The sequence below is a fragment of the Ochrobactrum sp. P6BSIII genome, from assembly GCF_014138065.1.
Taxonomy (GTDB): Bacteria; Pseudomonadota; Alphaproteobacteria; order Rhizobiales; family Rhizobiaceae; genus Brucella.
The window spans coordinates 95,125-111,291 of sequence record NZ_JACGXB010000008.1; the positions used below are offsets into that span (position 1 = coordinate 95,125).

A 16,167-nucleotide genomic window follows, 5' to 3' on the forward strand; every position below is an offset into this window, starting at 1 on the left:
AAAACAGCCATTCAGGCAAAGCGGGAGGCCGGGCCAATAATTCGTATGGCCGTCATGATAAGCCGAAAATCCGTCATCATGGGCACGCTTTTAGCAATGAGCTTTGCAGGAATAAAGAGGCCAGGGGAACAAAGACGCAATAAAACTGCATCCCTGCCCCTGAAAATCTTCACAGTAGCGTCCGCTTCATGCGGTCTGACACGTGGTCAAGCCGCAGAACCACATTAATCAAGTGAGAAGTCGAAACGATAGGTTGCAGACACGCCAACCATGAACTGGTCGCGTGAGCCGCGCTCCTTGACGATGCTCGAATCCTTGGCCGGGCCTTGCAGGCGGGTATATTCGCCGAACAGGCTGGTATCGATCTTGTCGGTCGCCTTCCAGTTGATAGCGCCGCCGAAACCGGCCGATTTGAAACCGCCACCCGGATTGTACTCCGACAGGCCGGACGCTGCCGATTCCTGCGCATCGACGCCGTAATAGGTCTTGAAGTAATCCTTCGACGCGAAAGTCGCACGCGGACCCGCCGAAACACGGATAACCGGCGTCACATCATAAAATGCGTCGGCGGAAATATCGGCAACAACGCCCTTATGCGCGCGGATACCCTGACGTACTTCGCCGCGTACACGCAGCCAGTCGGTTGGATAGACCTCGGCAAAGCCACCCACTTCACCGCCGAACTTGGTGTCTTTCAGGCCGTGAATATCATCGTCGCGTTCGAACAGCAGCTTGCCTGCCAGACCGGCGCGGAAGCGGTTGTTGTCGATCAGCGCGAAGGAAACATTGTCGTTGCGCGAGGAAAACCGCGTCGCTTCGCCCTGACGGCCAAGCGAGATCAGCGGCTGCGCAGAAAAGCGATATTTGTTCGAGCCTTCGAACTTGGGCGCGACCAGCCCGGCAGCGCCGACCTTGAGATACCAGTCGCCAGACCAGAAATGCTTGCGGGCCGGCTGAACCGTTTCCGCCGCATAGATATCTGTCTGCTGCACATCGGCGGCATAAGCAATGGAACCGGTGACGGGAATGAGAGTGCCTGCAACGAGGGCCAGTGAGAGAATACGCAAAACAAGATCTCCGACAAACAGCACCTCGAAACTTCGCAAGGTGTTTAACACTCTCTGTCGGAAATACGTAAAATTTGACTTAAATCTTAGGTAGAAAAATAATCCGCTACACTTCACTCAAAGGAAAGAAGACGGTCAAGCTCCGACAATGGGCGAGCACCGGCCAGCAAGGCGCGGGCTTCTTCCTCGTCGCGCTTCATCTGCTCGATCAGCGGGTCCAGCCCGTCGAATTTCACTTCGCCGCGCAGAAAGCCGAAGAACGAAACACAGGCAACTTCGCCGTAAAGATCGCCGGAAAAATCGAACAGGAAGGTTTCGAGAAGCGGCGAGCCATCGCTATCCACCGTCGGGCGGCGGCCAAAACTGGCAACACCGTCATGCAGGCTGCCATCCTGCCTGCGGAAACGAACGGCATAAATGCCGTGTTTCAGGCTGGTCTGGGCGCTGACCTTCATATTGGCGGTGGGGAAGCCGAGCGTGCGCCCTAGCTTCTTGCCGTGAATGACCTCGCCGCAGACGGCATAGCGATAGCCAAGCAGTCCTGCCGCTCCGGCAACATCGCCATCGCACAACAGATTGCGAACGCGTGTGGACGAAACGAGATTATTGCCTTCATCGGTGAAAGCATCCACCAGCGTCACGTGGAAACCAGCGCCCTCGCCTGCCTGCAGGAGAAATTCCGGCGTGCCGCGTCGACCCTTGCCGAAGTGAAAGTCGTAGCCGGTCACGACGCGGCTGGCATGAAGCTTTTCGACCAGAATATGCTGCACGAAGTCTTCCGCCGACCGGCTGGAGAATTCGGCAGTAAAAGGCTGCTCGACAACCGCGTGAAAGCCCATGTGCCGCAGGATCGATGCCTTTTCACGCGCGTCGGTAAGCCGGTCGATCGGCTCGTCCGGCTTGAAGAAACTGCGCGGATGCGGCTCGAATGTCAGCACGACTGCAGGCAGGTTTTCCTTGGCCGCGATTTCCAGCGCCCGCTCAAGCACGGCCTGATGTCCGCGATGAACACCATCAAAATTGCCGATGGCCACCACGCAATTGCGCAGACGCTCCGGCAAGGCGTCGGTTCCCGAAAGGCGTTGGAAATCAGAATTCGTCATGGTGTGCCTGAGTCTTGACTTGCTTCAGTCCGGGCTTGTTCGATCATTCCCGCATTGTACGAAATTATCAGACGAGTGCGTAAAGCTCCGCCACCGGACGATGCCCGTGCTTCTCCAGAAACGCTTCCATCTTTGCAAGATCGACGGTTCCGTTATCCGCATAATCGGCAGCATGCACGCCGCCAGAAATGTAGAGCACATCGAGACCGAAACCGGCAGCGCCCTTCACATCGGTCAGCACGCCATCACCAATGCCGAGAATGCGGCTCTTGTCGACAGGGCCGCCGCGAACTTCCTCGGCGGCATGCAGCGCGGCCTCATAAATCGGGCGATGCGGCTTTCCGGCGATCAGCGTGCGACCGCCCAACTGGCTGTAATCACGCGCAAGAGCGCCCGCACACCAGACAAGACGTGGACCGCGCTCGACCATGATGTCGGGATTGGCACAGATGAAAGGCAGATTGCGCGAACGCAGACGCTGAAGCAGGTCGGCGTAATCGGCGGGCGTTTCCACATCGTCATCGGCAAGGCCGGTGCAGACGACGCCATCGGCCTCGAATTCTTCCACCAGCTCCACACCCAGCCCGTCATAGATCGACAATTCGTTTTCGCGACCGATATGCAGAACCTTGCGCGGACCTTCAACGATCAGATCGCGGGTCACGTCGCCGGAGGTGACGATGCGGTCATAGGTATCCGCCGGTACGCCCAGCGTTTCCAACTGCGCTTCGACACCCGGATGCGGGCGCGGAGAATTGGTAACGAGAATGACCGTGACGCCCTTGGCGCGGGCGCGCTTCAAGGCAGCGACAGCAGCCGGATGTGCGGCGACGCCATTATGCACCACGCCCCAGACGTCGCAGAAGAACACGTCATACTGGCCGGTCAGGTCGTCGAGGCTTGCAAGCTGCTTCATAGTCTTCCTCTTGATATTCCATTTTCGAGCTGGAACGCCGCCCGCATATGCAAGCCGCATGCGCTCCATCTAACGCAGCCTATCAAAACTGTCACGAGCTTTACCGCCAATAAGCCGAGAAAGCACCGCGTCCAAATACCCCATAAGAGATGACTCAATAAGCCATCGAGCAGATTCACCGATCATTTACCGCACTTCGTGACCGACTGTTAGAAAGATGCTGCTAGGAACAGCGCACAACCTTTCAGTTTAACCAAAAACAACACAACCTTTCGGGCGGGCGTGGATTTGAATAATTGGAGCGGACCAGCAAGGCGGCTTTTCGTCGCCTGCATGACAGGCGTTGCGCGCAAGGCCAATTTCGGAAGCCTTTCCGAAAGAACAAACCGATTCCACAGCGATGAACGCGGCAATTTCGCCATGATGACGGCGATATTGCTGGTGCCGCTGTTGCTTGCTGGCATGGTCGCCATGGACGCCACCAATCTCATGCGCACCCGCAACAATGTGCAGGCCGCCCTCGATGCTGCAGCGCTGGCGGTCGGCAAACGCTTTTCGACCGGCGCAAGCGAAGCCGACATGCAAGACTATGGCAGCAAGGTCTTCAATGTGAACCTGACCGCACTTTCCGCAGACCGCGTCGCATTTGCCATCAAGTTTCCGCAAACATCGAACGATAACCAGCAGATCGAAGCCACGGCCAACTTCCAATATACGTCTCTGTTCGGCTCCATAGCAGCGCAACTGACCAATTCCGCAGACGAGTGGGACAACAAGCAATATGCGATGAGTTCCTTCGTGCGGCTCAAAAACACCGTCGAAGTCGCGCTTGTGCTCGATAACTCAGGTTCCATGAATGACAATGGCGCCGGCTCGAACACGCAGCGTCTGCAACTGCTGAAAGACGCAGCAACACAGCTTGTCGACACCATGGCTGCACAATCGGCGCTGATTACGCGCGTTGAAAAGCCAGTGCAGTTCTCGCTGGTGCCTTTCGCGGGCTCCGTCAACATCGGACCCAGCTATCTCAAAGAAACATGGATGGACCCAAGCGGAACCTCGCCAGTCAATCTCGAGAACTTCACGCTTCCGGTTAAGATCGACAGCACGCGCAGTATTGTCGAAAACCCGACAGGCAGCGGCCTTTACTTTAAGTCCGGTACAGGCTGGGGCACAGACAATAACAAGGCTTTCTCCCGCGCTGTTCTCTATGCCGATCTCGCAAAGCGTTCTACCGCCTCGTGGATTCCGTGGGCAGGATGCGTTGAGGCGCGCCCGGGCACCCTGGCGCTGGACGTGACCCCCCCATCCGTCGGCAAGCCGGAAACCCTGTTCGTGCCAATGTTTGGCCCGGCGGAATATTACGATGCCGACAAGAACGGAAACCCGACCAACCTCACGCTGAACAGCTGGTGGACAGACGACACCAGCTTGACGGGCCTGGCCCGCCAGAATGACCTCAAGAAATATTATCTGAACAATGTGCTGTCAAAGCAGTCTTCTGGTGGTGGGCCAAACTATAGTTGCACGACCACGGCCATCACGCGACTGACCGACATCTCCACCGATGCAGGTAAGACGACGATCAAGACGGCGATCAAGGCCATGCAGCCAAATGGCGGTACGAATGTGCCCGAAGGCATGGCGTGGGGATGGCGCACACTTGTACAGGGCGCGCCGTTTACGGAAGGCCGCCCATCGACCGACCGCGGCAACGACAAGGTCGTCATTGTGCTCACCGACGGTGCCAATACCTATTACACGTACAATTCGCTTGCTGGATCGAACAGGGATAAGGCCAGCAACCTGTCCTACTATTCGGCGCATGGTTATACGAGCCGCACCACGAAGGGCTACAGCCAGACCCGTCTGTTTCAGGAAAGCGGCGTGTCTGTCTCGCAGGACAACAGCGTCTATACCAAGGCGATGAATGCCCGCTTCAACAAGGTTTGCAACAATGCGAAAGATGCCAATATCATCGTTATGACCGTTGCGGTGGACCTGAACACCAGCAAGACGGACGAGAAAGCCCAGATCGAGCTACTGAAAACCTGCTCGTCTGACTCTCGCGTCCGTCTCGACGGCGGCAAGCCTGCCAAGCTGTTCTGGAACACCACCGGTGGCAATCTGTCGGAAACGTTCCGCCAAATTGGCGATGAGCTGTCAAACCTGCGTATCTCGGGTTGATCCTGCAAACCAAGCCACCATATGCGGAGCGGGCCACCTGGCCCTCCGCATATCGGACCACCTGATCCCTTCGCGAACGGTGCAAATTAACCATCATTCGCCTGTCAAATTTTTCAGGCAATCTTGACATTAAAAGATCAGGCCTCTATCTCAGAGGCACGTTAGCACTCTGGAAGAGAGAGTGCTAACAGCGCGGATCGGTTTGATCCGCATAACAGGGTTCAACGTCTATAACACCAAGGGTTATACCATGGCTGATATCAAGTTCCGCCCGCTTCATGACCGCGTCGTCGTTCGTCGCGTTGAATCGGAAGCAAAGACCGCTGGCGGGATCATTATCCCAGACTCCGCTAAGGAAAAGCCGCAGGAAGGCGAAGTTGTCGCTGCTGGCGCCGGCGCTCGTGACGAAGCTGGCAAGCTGGTTCCTCTGGACGTCAAGGCTGGCGACAAGGTTCTGTTCGGCAAGTGGTCCGGCACGGAAGTCAAGATCAACGGCGAAGACCTGCTGATCATGAAGGAATCCGACATTCTCGGTATTGTCGGCTAACGCCTCCGGCTGGGTATCGTCGGCTAATTTCATTTAGCCCGGAGCGGTTTCGCTCCTACCTCAAAACCAATTCACCATACCTGACCGGGATATTCCCAGGAGAGTAAAATGGCTGCAAAAGACGTAAAATTCGGTCGCACTGCGCGCGAAAAGATGCTGCGCGGCGTCGATATCCTCGCTGACGCTGTAAAGGTCACGCTCGGCCCGAAAGGCCGCAACGTTGTAATCGACAAGTCCTTCGGCGCTCCGCGCATCACCAAGGACGGCGTTTCGGTTGCCAAGGAAGTCGAACTGGAAGACAAGTTCGAAAACATGGGCGCACAGATGCTGCGCGAAGTGGCTTCCAAGACCAACGACACTGCCGGTGACGGCACCACCACCGCGACCGTTCTCGGTCAGGCTATCGTTCAGGAAGGCGCCAAGGCTGTTGCCGCTGGCATGAACCCGATGGACCTGAAGCGCGGTATCGACCTCGCAGTTTCGGAAGTAGTTGCAAACCTTCTCGGCAAGGCCAAGAAGATCAACACCTCGGAAGAAGTTGCTCAGGTTGGCACGATCTCCGCTAACGGCGAAGCCGAAATCGGCAAGATGATCGCTGAAGCGATGCAGAAAGTCGGCAACGAAGGCGTCATCACGGTTGAAGAAGCCAAGACCGCCGAAACCGAACTCGAAGTCGTTGAAGGCATGCAGTTCGACCGCGGCTACCTGTCGCCGTACTTCGTCACCAACCCTGAAAAGATGGTTGCTGACCTCGAAGACGCTTACATCCTTCTGCACGAAAAGAAGCTCTCGAACCTCCAGGCTCTTCTGCCGGTTCTCGAAGCTGTCGTTCAGACCTCCAAGCCGCTCCTCATCATTGCTGAAGACGTTGAAGGCGAAGCTCTTGCTACCCTCGTCGTCAACAAGCTGCGTGGCGGCCTGAAGATTGCTGCTGTCAAGGCTCCTGGCTTCGGCGATCGCCGCAAGGCCATGCTCGAAGACATCGCGATCCTCACCGGTGGTCAGGTTATCTCCGAAGATCTCGGCATCAAGCTCGAAAGCGTTACGCTCGACATGCTCGGCCGCGCCAAGAAGGTGTCGATCTCCAAGGAAAACACCACGATCGTCGACGGTGCAGGCCAGAAGGCCGAAATCGACGCTCGCGTTGGCCAGATCAAGCAGCAGATCGAAGAAACCTCTTCGGACTACGACCGTGAAAAGCTTCAGGAACGCCTTGCCAAGCTCGCTGGCGGCGTTGCCGTGATCCGCGTTGGCGGTGCAACGGAAGTTGAAGTCAAGGAAAAGAAGGACCGCGTTGACGACGCCCTGAACGCAACCCGCGCTGCGGTTGAAGAAGGCATCGTTGCTGGCGGCGGTACCGCTCTGCTCCGCGCTTCGGTTCAGATCAAGGCCAAGGGCATCAATGCTGACCAGGAAGCTGGCATCAACATCGTTCGTCGTGCGATCCAGGCTCCGGCCCGTCAGATCACGACCAACGCTGGTGAAGAAGCTTCGGTTATCGTTGGCAAGATCCTCGAAAACGGCGCTGACACCTTTGGCTACAACACTGCCAACGGCGAATATGGCGATCTGATCGCTCTCGGCATCGTTGATCCGGTCAAGGTTGTCCGTACGGCTCTGCAGAACGCAGCTTCGGTTGCTGGCCTGCTGATCACCACGGAAGCCATGATTGCTGAACTGCCGAAGAAGGATGCAGCTCCGGCTGGTATGCCTGGCGGCATGGGCGGCATGGGCGGCATGGACTTCTAAGAAGTCCATAAAGCACTACTTTAAAGAGAACCTCCGGCTTCGGCCGGAGGTTTTTTTATGTCTAAAGACCCAAAAGCCATCCTTGATTGGCGAATACTAAGCCAAACCCACAGACCAATAATGAGCCCGCGCATATGAAGGAGAGTGGTTAATCGGCACTTTTCTCATTACGTTACGTAACTATCTGTGATTTATAAAAAATTTACCGTTTAACCCCTTTGCCGATGTTAAAATTCTATTTTAGAAAGTTCTCATTGACTTGAGGCAACCAATCATGGTCAATCCCGGTTGACATGAGATGGACTTCCAGTTTGCCCCCGCACCCCGGAAGTCCTGTCTCAGGCAACAGGAAAGGCAGGCTTCGGCCTGCCTTTCCACTTTAAGGCGTATTTTCACAAATTTCTGGCCCGTAGATTTTCGAACGAAATTCAGCTCAAGCTTTCGCTCGACTGCTTCAGCTTGCCTCCCGCCGATTTTGCCCTATCGTTATCGCAATGTGAGAGAGGACGGAAAATCATATGCGCAAGGAACTGCCAATCGATACTGCCCCCAAGGATGGTCGCAAGATTACCGTCGTGTGGACTGACGAAGACGATCAGCGCAATGAATCGATTGCGCAATATCGTTCGCTCGCCCAATTGAACGCTGGCGGCGGACAGTGGGATGAAACCGATACCGGCTGGTGGACATTCACCGACAGCAAGACCCAGCGCAAGATCGAGCCGACCGCGTGGATCTCCGAAACCGAAGGCGGTGACGACGAAAACGAAGACAACTGACCGGCGCAGAAATTCACGCTCAAATAAAGTTGAATTTCCTAATCATATTTTGTCAAATAGCTCCGTAAGGAAAAGACGGAGCTACCAATTCGTTGGTAGTGCTATATTCATTGCGTCAGAGCCCGATACGGGCCGAAAGCTAGCCGGAGACATGAAATGACCGCCACGCGTACCGAAACAGATACTTTCGGACCGATTGATGTTCCCGCCGACCGCTATTGGGGCGCACAGACACAGCGCTCCTTGCAGAATTTCAAGATCGGCGGCGAGCGCATGCCTCTCCCGCTCGTTCACGCGCTGGGCGTCGTCAAGCGCGCCGCAGCCGAAACCAATATAGCACTTGGCAAGCTCGACCCGGTTCTGGGTCAGGTCGTAGCCGTTGCGGCTTCCGAAGTGATCGAAGGCAAGCTTGACGATCATTTTCCGCTCGTCGTCTGGCAGACGGGTTCCGGCACACAGTCGAACATGAACGCCAATGAAGTGATCTCCAATCGCGCCATCGAACTGCTTGGCGGTGAGAAGGGTTCGAAAAAGCCGGTTCATCCGAACGACCACGTCAATATGAGCCAGTCATCCAATGACAGCTTCCCGACGGCGATCCACATCGCCACGGCGGTTGAAGCAGTCAATCGCCTTTACCCGGCACTGGAGCATCTGACCAAGGCGCTCAAGGTCAAGGAAGAAGCCTTCAAGGACATCATCAAGATCGGCCGCACCCATACGCAGGATGCGACGCCGGTCACGCTCGGTCAGGAATTTTCCGGTTATCGTGCAGCGCTTGAATATGCGCGTCATCGCATCGAGCAGTCCCTCGCCGATGTTTTCCTGCTCGCGCAGGGCGGCACGGCAGTGGGCACTGGCCTCAATGCCCCGATCGGTTTCGACAGCGGCTTTGCTGATGCGGTCAGCGAAATCACCGGCCTGTCGTTCAAGACAGCGCCGAACAAGTTCGAAGCGCTGGCCAGCCATGGCGCAATTCTCAACTTCCATGGCAGCCTGAACGCGCTGGCGGCTGATCTGTTCAAGATCGCCAACGATATCCGCTTCCTCGGTTCCGGCCCGCGTTCGGGCCTCGGTGAACTGTCCCTGCCAGAAAATGAGCCTGGCTCGTCGATCATGCCGGGCAAGGTGAATCCGACGCAGGCGGAAGCCATGACCATGGTGGCAACGCAGGTCTTCGGTAACCAGACCACAGTGACGGTCGCCGCCAGCCAAGGCCATTTCGAGCTGAACGTGTTCAAGCCGGTCATCGCTTACAATGTCCTGCAATCGATCCGCCTGCTCAGCGATGCCATGGTTTCCTTCGCCGATCACTGCGTGGACGGAATTGAAGCCAATGAAACCCGCATCAAGGAACTTCTGGATCGTTCGCTGATGCTGGTGACCGCGCTGGCACCTGCAATCGGCTACGACGGTGCAGCAAAGATCGCCAAGACCGCGCATAAGAACGGCACAACCCTGCGCGAAGAAGCGTTGGCGAGTGGGCTGGTGAGTGCTGAAGACTACGACCGGCTCGTCCGGGCGGAGCGCATGATCGCGCCTGAGTAATCAGGCGTGCATGATCGTCTATATGCAGTGAACAAACTGTCGAGAATTATACGGCTTTTCTTGACAGTCATTAGTCGATAATTGATGGCTCAGTTCAACAGGAGATAACTCCCTCATGTCTTCGATTACCCCACAGTCCAACGGCGCTGTAACGCTCATCGCCCGCGTGTTCCTTTCGATCCTCTTCATCATTGCCGGGTTCGGCAAGCTGACGGCTCTTTCCGGCACGGCTGGCTATTTTGCGGGCCTCGGCCTTCCGCTTCCGATGGTTACGGCTGTGGTTGTCGGTCTCGTTGAGTTTGTTGGCGGCATCGCCATTCTGGTCGGTTTCCAGACCCGTATCGCGGCAGCAATCGTCGGCCTGTTCACCATCGGTGCAACGCTCGTTGCACACATGAACTTCGCTGAAGGCATGAACGCCCTGATGGCACAGAAGAATCTGGCAATCGCTGGCGGCCTCTTCCTGCTTGCTCTGCATGGCGCAGGTTCGCTGTCGATCGACGCCAAGCGCGGCTGATCGAAACAAGCCGTCCCCGCCGCTGTTTGCATCGGCTGCGGTCCGTATGAAATGAAAAAAGCCGCGCCCGGTGTTTCAAACTGGCGCGGCTTTTTTCGTTATGTTTTCCACAGTGCGCGCGTGTTTTACACGAACACACAATTTTTATCAGAATCCTCTTTTCAAAATGCCCCACCCATAGTTGTGTAGCCAGAGCGCTTCCCAACACCGGCGCCGTTTATTTCAGCGTTTAAGGGCAAGTACTCCCCAAACGATCAATTGCATTCAAGTTTCCTCCCCAAGCATAGATTGTAGAGAAAAATGACTGTTTCCTCCGCAGCCAGCAGCCAGTCTCCCACTGGCTCAACCCCTATTGGAAATTTCGGTTTCGCACTCACCAGCCTGACCGTTCTATTCTTCATGTGGGGCTTCATCACCAGCCTCAACGACATCCTGATCCCGCATCTGAAGAACGTCTTCCAGCTCAACTATACCCAGTCGATGCTGATCCAGTTCTGCTTCTTCGGCGCATATTTCATCGTTTCGCTGCCCGCCGGAGCGCTCGTGAAGCGGATCTCCTATAAGCGCGCTATCGTCGTCGGCCTTGTGGTCGCCGCCATCGGCTGCGCCCTGTTCATTCCGGCAGCTTCCTACCGGGTCTATGGGCTGTTTCTTGGCGCACTCTTCGTGCTGGCGTCCGGAGTCACGATCCTGCAAGTGTCTGCCAACCCCTATGTCACGATCCTCGGCAAGCCGGAAACGGCTGCAAGTCGCCTGACGCTGACACAGGCATTCAACTCGCTCGGCACGACGCTTGCCCCGCTCTTCGGTGCAATGCTGATCCTTTCAGCTGCAACCGGGGCCGTCAACAGCGCCACCGAAGCCGATGCCGTCAAGTTCCCCTATCTCTTGCTGGCACTCGCCTTTGTCGTTCTTGCCATCGTCTTCGCTATCCTGAAGCTGCCGGATGTCGAAGCGGAAGAAAGCACCGTCGCGGATGAAGGTTCTGCCTGGCAGTACCGGCATCTGGTGCTGGGCGCCATCGGCATCTTCGTCTATGTGGGCGCGGAAGTCAGCGTCGGCAGTTTCCTCGTCAACTTCCTGAGCGACCCGAGTGTGGTTGGCTTGTCGGAAACCGATGCTGCGCATCACGTCGCCTATTTCTGGGGTGGAGCCATGGTTGGCCGCTTCATCGGCTCGGCAGCCATGCGCTATATCGATGACGGCAAGGCGCTGGCCTTCAATGCTGTAGCAGCCATCCTGTTGCTGCTCCTCACGGTCGCGACAACGGGCAACGCCTCGATGTGGGCGGTTCTGGCAATTGGCCTGTTCAACTCGATCATGTTCCCGACCATCTTCAGTCTGGCACTGCATGGCCTTGGCAAGCACACCAGCCAGGGCTCGGCGATCCTGAATCTGGCCATTGTCGGCGGTGCGATCATCCCGCTAATACAGGGCGCGCTGGCCGATACGGTCGGCATTCATCATGCCTTCCTGATGCCGATCATCTGCTATGTCTATATCGCCTTCTATGGCCTCGTCGGCAGCAAACCGAAACGCTAGACCTGAAAATGACAAAAGCCGGTCTGAACCCAGACCGGCTTTTTCATTGAATGTCGGACCATAACAGAGGCGTCAGGCCGCAAGACCCTTGCGGATACGCTCGGCAATTTCCGCGATACGCGCATTGCCATGGCTGCGGCGCGCAGAAACGAGGCAGGCCTGCGAACGCAGGATGACGCCATCTTCCAGCACCTTGAGGCGATTGGCGCGCAGAGTGGAACCGGTCGACGTAATATCAACGATCATGTCAGCAGAACCTGCCGCCGGAGCGCCTTCGGTCGCGCCAAGGCTTTCCACGATGCGATAGACCTGAATGCCGTGCTTCTGCGAGAAGAACTGCTGCGTCAGACGCCAATATTTGGTGGCGATGCGCAGGCGACGACCGTGACGCTGGCGGAAATCCGCTGCCACATCATCAAGATCGGCCATGCTGGTCACATCGCGCCAGACTTCCGGCACCGCGACGACGACATCGGCGTGACCGAAACCCAGTTCCGCCTCGATGGCCACGCGCTCATCGGCATGGGCCAGTGTCTCGCGCACGAGGTCTTCCCCCGTAACGCCCATATCGACGCTTCCGTAACCCAGCTCGCGGGCAATCTCGGAAGCCGACAGGAACAGAATATCGAGATCGTCTTCGCCTTCAACGCGCGCGCGATAATTGCGGTCGTCATCCGGCAGGATCACCTTGTATCCGGCCTTTTCGAGAACGGCGAGCGTCTGCTCCTTCAGCCGACCCTTGGACGGCAATGCCAGTGTGACGCTCATTTCGTTGCTCCCGCCAATGCCTGAAGCCGGTCCAGCCAGATGGAGAAGCCGACGCCGGGAATATTTTCGGAAGCGCCAAGCATGGTCAAAAGCCGGTCGTAACGACCGCCACCTGCCAGAACCGCATCCTTTTCCACGCCAGCAGCGCGAATTTCATAGACAAGGCCGGTGTAGTAATCGAGCGGACGACCGAACGAGGCGTCATAGACGATATCGCTGGTCTTGATGCCAGCCGCGGCAATCGCTTCGGCCCGGGCTTCGAACTTCTGAAGGACCGCACCAAGATCGAGCGCATTTTCGGATGCGAAAGCGCGCAAGGTGACCGATGCGGAATCCAGCGTGACATGGGTTTCCAGAAACTGCTTGAGCAGATCGAGCGCCGAAGCGGGGAAGCGCGTGGCGGCCAGATCTTCCTTTTCGATCAGGCGGCGGGCGATTTCCGCAGGCGAACGGCCAGCACCCGGCGAAATGCCAGCTTCCAGCATTTCGGTTTCCAGCATACGCGCAAGGCCGGTTTCATCGCCTTCGGCAACAAGAACGGCAAGCGTTTCCGGCAGCGGATCGCGCCGTTGCGCGCCCGTCAGTTCAGCCAGAGCCAGTTGCATGGAATGCGCATCGCCGAACGAGCGCAGCAGCTTCTTGCGCCAGCCCTGCGGCAGACCGAGCGCCTTGAGCATACCGGCGAAGACCGACTGATCGCCCAGAACGATATCAAGCCCGGCTTGCGGGGCGACGGAGCGAACACAGGACAGCGCATCGGCAATCGAGCGCGCATCCGAAGCCGCCTCATCGGCAGCACCGAGATCCTCGATCCCGGCCTGAAGAAACTCTGCCGCGCCATCACGACGCTGCCGGAACACTTCTCCAAGATAGGCGTAACGTTTCGGCGTCGCGGCATTGAGCGCAATATGGTTGCGACAGACGGGAATGGTGAATTCCGGCCGCAGGCACAGGCTGTCGCCGTTTTCGTTTTCGGTGAGGAAAATACGACGGCGCAGATCCTCGCCTGCCATGTCCAGAAATGGATCGGCAGGCTGGATCAGCGGTATTTCCACCAGATCGGCATCGCGCGCATCAAGCTCTGTGCGAAGCGCGTTGAAAACCGGCGATGTGCGCGTTGCGGCCATGGTTCCGATCACTTTGCGGCTTGAGCGCGGTCCTGCGCCTGACTGCTGAGAATTTCCCGAACCGCTTCGACCAGACCGTCTTCCTTGACGGTGATCTGCGCCGGGCGGCTCTCGCGCCAGGTCACATTGTCCTCGATCTCGGCAGAAAGACGCTTGCCTTCGACCAGATCTTTGATCTGCACTTCACCGGCTTCGCGCTCCTGCGAGCCCTGAATGATCACGCATGGCGCTTCACGACGGTCGGCATATTTCATCTGCGCCTTCATGCCGGAACCACCGACATACATTTCGGCGCGGATTCCCTGCTGGCGCAGATCCGAGACCATCTTCTGATAGCGGCCGAGGCTTTCCGTGTCCTTGTCCATCACCAGCACGACAACCGGGCCGACGACATCGGACACATCCAGCTTGCCGAGATTTTTAAGCGCCGTCATCAGGCGCGAAACACCGATGGAGAAGCCCGTTGCCGGAACCGGCTCGCCACGGAAACGCGACACGAGGCCGTCATAACGACCACCACCGCCAACAGAACCGAACACGACCTTCTGGCCGTCTTCATTGGTCACGTCGAACAGAAGTTCGGCTTCGAAAACCGGGCCGGTGTAATATTCAAGACCACGCACCACGGACGGGTCGATCTTCACGCGGCCATCATAACCGCCTGCCGAAAACAGCGCCTGCATGTCGGCGAGTTCGGTCACACCTTCCTCGCCCTTGGCATTGCCCGCAACGACAGCGCGAAGATTGGCAATCGTATCGGCACCCGTCGCACCACCGGCGGCGGTGAAAGCCAGCACCTTTTCAATCGCCGCATCGGCCAGTTCTGCGCCCTTGGTGAAATCGCCGCTTTCGTCGAGGCGGCCTTTGCCAAGCAGAAGGCGCACGCCTTCGGGGCCGAACTTGTCGAGCTTGTCGATGGCGCGCAGTACGTTCAGGCGCTTCGCGGCATTGCCCTCGCCTTCAAGGCCGATGGCATCCAGCACACCGTCCAGAACCTTGCGGTTGTTGACGCGGATCGCGTAATCGCCACGACGAATGCCAAGACGCTCCAGCGTATCAGCCATCATCATGCACACTTCGGCGTCAGCGGAGACGTTCGGCGCGCCAACCGTGTCGGCGTCGAACTGCATGAACTGACGGAAGCGGCCCGGTCCCGGCTTCTCGTTGCGGAACACCCAGCCATTGCGATAGCTGCGATAAGGCTTTGGCAACGACTCGAAATTCTCGGCCACGTAGCGCGCCAGCGGCGCAGTCAGATCGTAGCGCAGCGACAGCCACTGCTCGTCGTCGTCCTGAAAGGAGAACACGCCCTCATTCGGGCGGTCCTGATCCGGAAGGAACTTTCCGAGCGCGTCCGTATATTCCACCAGCGGCGTTTCCACCGGCTCAAAACCATAGAGGTCATAGACTTCGCGGATCGTCGCCATCATCTTTTCGGCGGCGCGCAAGTCGTCCGGAACCCGATCGACAAACCCGCGCGGCAGCCGCGCCTTCATCTTGTCCGCTTTATCGGCCATTTTTCCTGCCTGATCGCTAAGTATATACAATATATGCCGGAAGAACCGGCAAATACTCGAAAACCGAGTGTTGCCGGTTTCCTAACCGATCAGGCTCGTTGCGGCAAGTGCAGGAAGCGTGTTCAGCGTGCGGCAATGGCGACGGCGGCGCCCGCCATCATGCCAGCGCTGGTCCGATTGGCGATGCGCATCATGCGCGGGCTGCGCAAAACACGCCGCGCCTGCGCGGCCAGCACCACCCAGGCTGTGTCCACTGCCGCCAGCACGACAAACATGACAGCCAGCAGTTCTGCCCAGCCAACCAGCGAAACATGGGTGATATCCACGACCGTCGGCAGAATGGCGATATAGAAGACCATGATCTTCGGATTGCCGAGCGTGACTGCGAGTGCGCTGAGGAAAAGCTTGCGCCCTTCACCCTCACGCGGAATGGCGTTTTCATCCGCTTCTTCATCGACCGGCGCGATCCACATTTTCCACGACAGATAGATCAGATAGGCGACGCCTGCATATTTCAGCACCAGAAACGCGGCATGGAAGCTGTTGGCCAAAGCCGACAGGCCCCAGACGGCAAGCGACAGCCAGACGGCGTCACCAAGCCAGAGACCGAACATGAATGGAAAGACGCCCTTGTGCCCACGGCTGATGACGCGCGCCACCAGCGCGCCGACATTCGGCCCCGGCGTGCCTGCGGCTACGACCAGAATACCCGCGAAAGCAATGAGCGACGTCAAATCCATGGCTGTTCCTCCGAATGAACCCTGCTTTTCGCAGAAAGATCGCCGGTTATCAATCTCCGG

General features: G+C 57.5%; 14 protein-coding genes. 7 read left to right on the forward strand and 7 right to left on the reverse strand.

Annotation, left to right across the window (positions count from 1 at the left end; genetic code table 11):
* Positions 1–224: 224 nt before the first annotated feature.
* The 3 genes from FHW00_RS13115 to FHW00_RS13125 form a co-directional block, all read right to left on the reverse strand.
* Positions 225–977: a MipA/OmpV family protein gene (locus FHW00_RS13115; RefSeq protein WP_235889716.1), complete on the reverse strand. Its 753-nt coding sequence runs from the start codon at positions 975–977 to the stop codon at positions 225–227.
* Positions 978–1,180: 203 nt separating this feature from the next.
* Complete coding sequence (locus tag FHW00_RS13120; protein ID WP_078338953.1) at positions 1,181–2,170, reverse strand: bifunctional riboflavin kinase/FAD synthetase; 990 nt, start codon at positions 2,168–2,170, stop codon at positions 1,181–1,183.
* Positions 2,171–2,237: 67 nt separating this feature from the next.
* Positions 2,238–3,086: a TIGR01459 family HAD-type hydrolase gene (locus tag FHW00_RS13125; protein ID WP_078338954.1), complete on the reverse strand. Its 849-nt coding sequence runs from the start codon at positions 3,084–3,086 to the stop codon at positions 2,238–2,240.
* Between the two features lie 282 nt (positions 3,087–3,368).
* On the opposite strand from FHW00_RS13125, the gene FHW00_RS13130 reads away from it, so the two are divergent.
* The 7 genes from FHW00_RS13130 to FHW00_RS13160 all read left to right on the forward strand — a co-directional run bounded on the left by FHW00_RS13130 (position 3,369) and on the right by FHW00_RS13160 (position 11,955).
* Positions 3,369–5,273: a pilus assembly protein TadG-related protein gene (locus tag FHW00_RS13130; RefSeq protein ID WP_445557932.1), complete on the forward strand. Its 1,905-nt coding sequence runs from the start codon at positions 3,369–3,371 to the stop codon at positions 5,271–5,273.
* A 250-nt stretch (positions 5,274–5,523) separates the two neighbouring features.
* Positions 5,524–5,820 carry a co-chaperone GroES gene (groES, locus tag FHW00_RS13135; protein WP_078339070.1) on the forward strand — a complete coding sequence of 99 codons (297 nt, stop codon included), beginning with the start codon at positions 5,524–5,526 and terminating at the stop codon, positions 5,818–5,820.
* A gap of 108 nt (positions 5,821–5,928) precedes the next feature.
* Positions 5,929–7,569, forward strand: a complete 1,641-nt coding sequence (gene groL / locus FHW00_RS13140) for a chaperonin GroEL (RefSeq protein WP_078338956.1) — start codon at positions 5,929–5,931, stop codon at positions 7,567–7,569.
* Positions 7,570–8,087: 518 nt separating this feature from the next.
* The gene (locus FHW00_RS13145; protein WP_078338957.1) at positions 8,088–8,348 is read left to right on the forward strand and encodes a hypothetical protein; all 261 of its coding nucleotides are present in this window, start codon (positions 8,088–8,090) and stop codon (positions 8,346–8,348) included.
* Between the two features lie 156 nt (positions 8,349–8,504).
* The gene (fumC, locus tag FHW00_RS13150; protein ID WP_078338958.1) at positions 8,505–9,896 is read left to right on the forward strand and encodes a class II fumarate hydratase; all 1,392 of its coding nucleotides are present in this window, start codon (positions 8,505–8,507) and stop codon (positions 9,894–9,896) included.
* 115 nt (positions 9,897–10,011) lie between these two features.
* Entirely contained in the window at positions 10,012–10,413 is a 402-nt protein-coding gene (locus FHW00_RS13155; protein ID WP_078338959.1) for a DoxX family protein, read from the forward strand.
* A 300-nt stretch (positions 10,414–10,713) separates the two neighbouring features.
* On the forward strand, positions 10,714–11,955 hold the full coding sequence (locus FHW00_RS13160) for a sugar MFS transporter (protein ID WP_078338960.1): 1,242 nt from the start codon (positions 10,714–10,716) through the stop codon (positions 11,953–11,955).
* 72 nt (positions 11,956–12,027) lie between these two features.
* On the opposite strand, the gene hisG is transcribed toward FHW00_RS13160, so the two are convergent.
* From hisG to FHW00_RS13180, 4 genes are all read right to left on the reverse strand, one after another.
* Positions 12,028–12,723: an ATP phosphoribosyltransferase gene (hisG, locus tag FHW00_RS13165; protein WP_078338961.1), complete on the reverse strand. Its 696-nt coding sequence runs from the start codon at positions 12,721–12,723 to the stop codon at positions 12,028–12,030.
* Positions 12,720–13,850, reverse strand: a complete 1,131-nt coding sequence (locus FHW00_RS13170; RefSeq protein ID WP_113533891.1) for an ATP phosphoribosyltransferase regulatory subunit — start codon at positions 13,848–13,850, stop codon at positions 12,720–12,722. The genes hisG and FHW00_RS13170 overlap by 4 nt, the downstream gene beginning before the upstream one ends.
* Before the next feature lie 8 nt (positions 13,851–13,858).
* The gene (gene hisS, locus FHW00_RS13175; protein ID WP_078338962.1) at positions 13,859–15,367 is read right to left on the reverse strand and encodes a histidine--tRNA ligase; all 1,509 of its coding nucleotides are present in this window, start codon (positions 15,365–15,367) and stop codon (positions 13,859–13,861) included.
* Positions 15,368–15,489: 122 nt separating this feature from the next.
* Positions 15,490–16,107: a LysE family translocator gene (locus tag FHW00_RS13180; protein WP_078338963.1), complete on the reverse strand. Its 618-nt coding sequence runs from the start codon at positions 16,105–16,107 to the stop codon at positions 15,490–15,492.
* Positions 16,108–16,167 lie beyond the last annotated feature (60 nt).

Coding starts and splice junctions, on each gene's coding strand:
- FHW00_RS13180 (WP_078338963.1), bottom strand. CDS start 16,107: ATGGATTTGACGTCGCTCATTGCTTTCGCGGGTATTCTGGTCGTAGCC.
- FHW00_RS13155 (WP_078338959.1), top strand. CDS start 10,012: ATGTCTTCGATTACCCCACAGTCCAACGGCGCTGTAACGCTCATCGCC.
- FHW00_RS13160 (WP_078338960.1), top strand. CDS start 10,714: ATGACTGTTTCCTCCGCAGCCAGCAGCCAGTCTCCCACTGGCTCAACC.
- FHW00_RS13145 (WP_078338957.1), top strand. CDS start 8,088: ATGCGCAAGGAACTGCCAATCGATACTGCCCCCAAGGATGGTCGCAAG.
- FHW00_RS13170 (WP_113533891.1), bottom strand. CDS start 13,850: ATGGCCGCAACGCGCACATCGCCGGTTTTCAACGCGCTTCGCACAGAG.
- FHW00_RS13120 (WP_078338953.1), bottom strand. CDS start 2,170: ATGACGAATTCTGATTTCCAACGCCTTTCGGGAACCGACGCCTTGCCG.
- hisS (WP_078338962.1), bottom strand. CDS start 15,367: ATGGCCGATAAAGCGGACAAGATGAAGGCGCGGCTGCCGCGCGGGTTT.
- fumC (WP_078338958.1), top strand. CDS start 8,505: ATGACCGCCACGCGTACCGAAACAGATACTTTCGGACCGATTGATGTT.
- hisG (WP_078338961.1), bottom strand. CDS start 12,723: ATGAGCGTCACACTGGCATTGCCGTCCAAGGGTCGGCTGAAGGAGCAG.
- groES (WP_078339070.1), top strand. CDS start 5,524: ATGGCTGATATCAAGTTCCGCCCGCTTCATGACCGCGTCGTCGTTCGT.
- groL (WP_078338956.1), top strand. CDS start 5,929: ATGGCTGCAAAAGACGTAAAATTCGGTCGCACTGCGCGCGAAAAGATG.
- FHW00_RS13125 (WP_078338954.1), bottom strand. CDS start 3,086: ATGAAGCAGCTTGCAAGCCTCGACGACCTGACCGGCCAGTATGACGTG.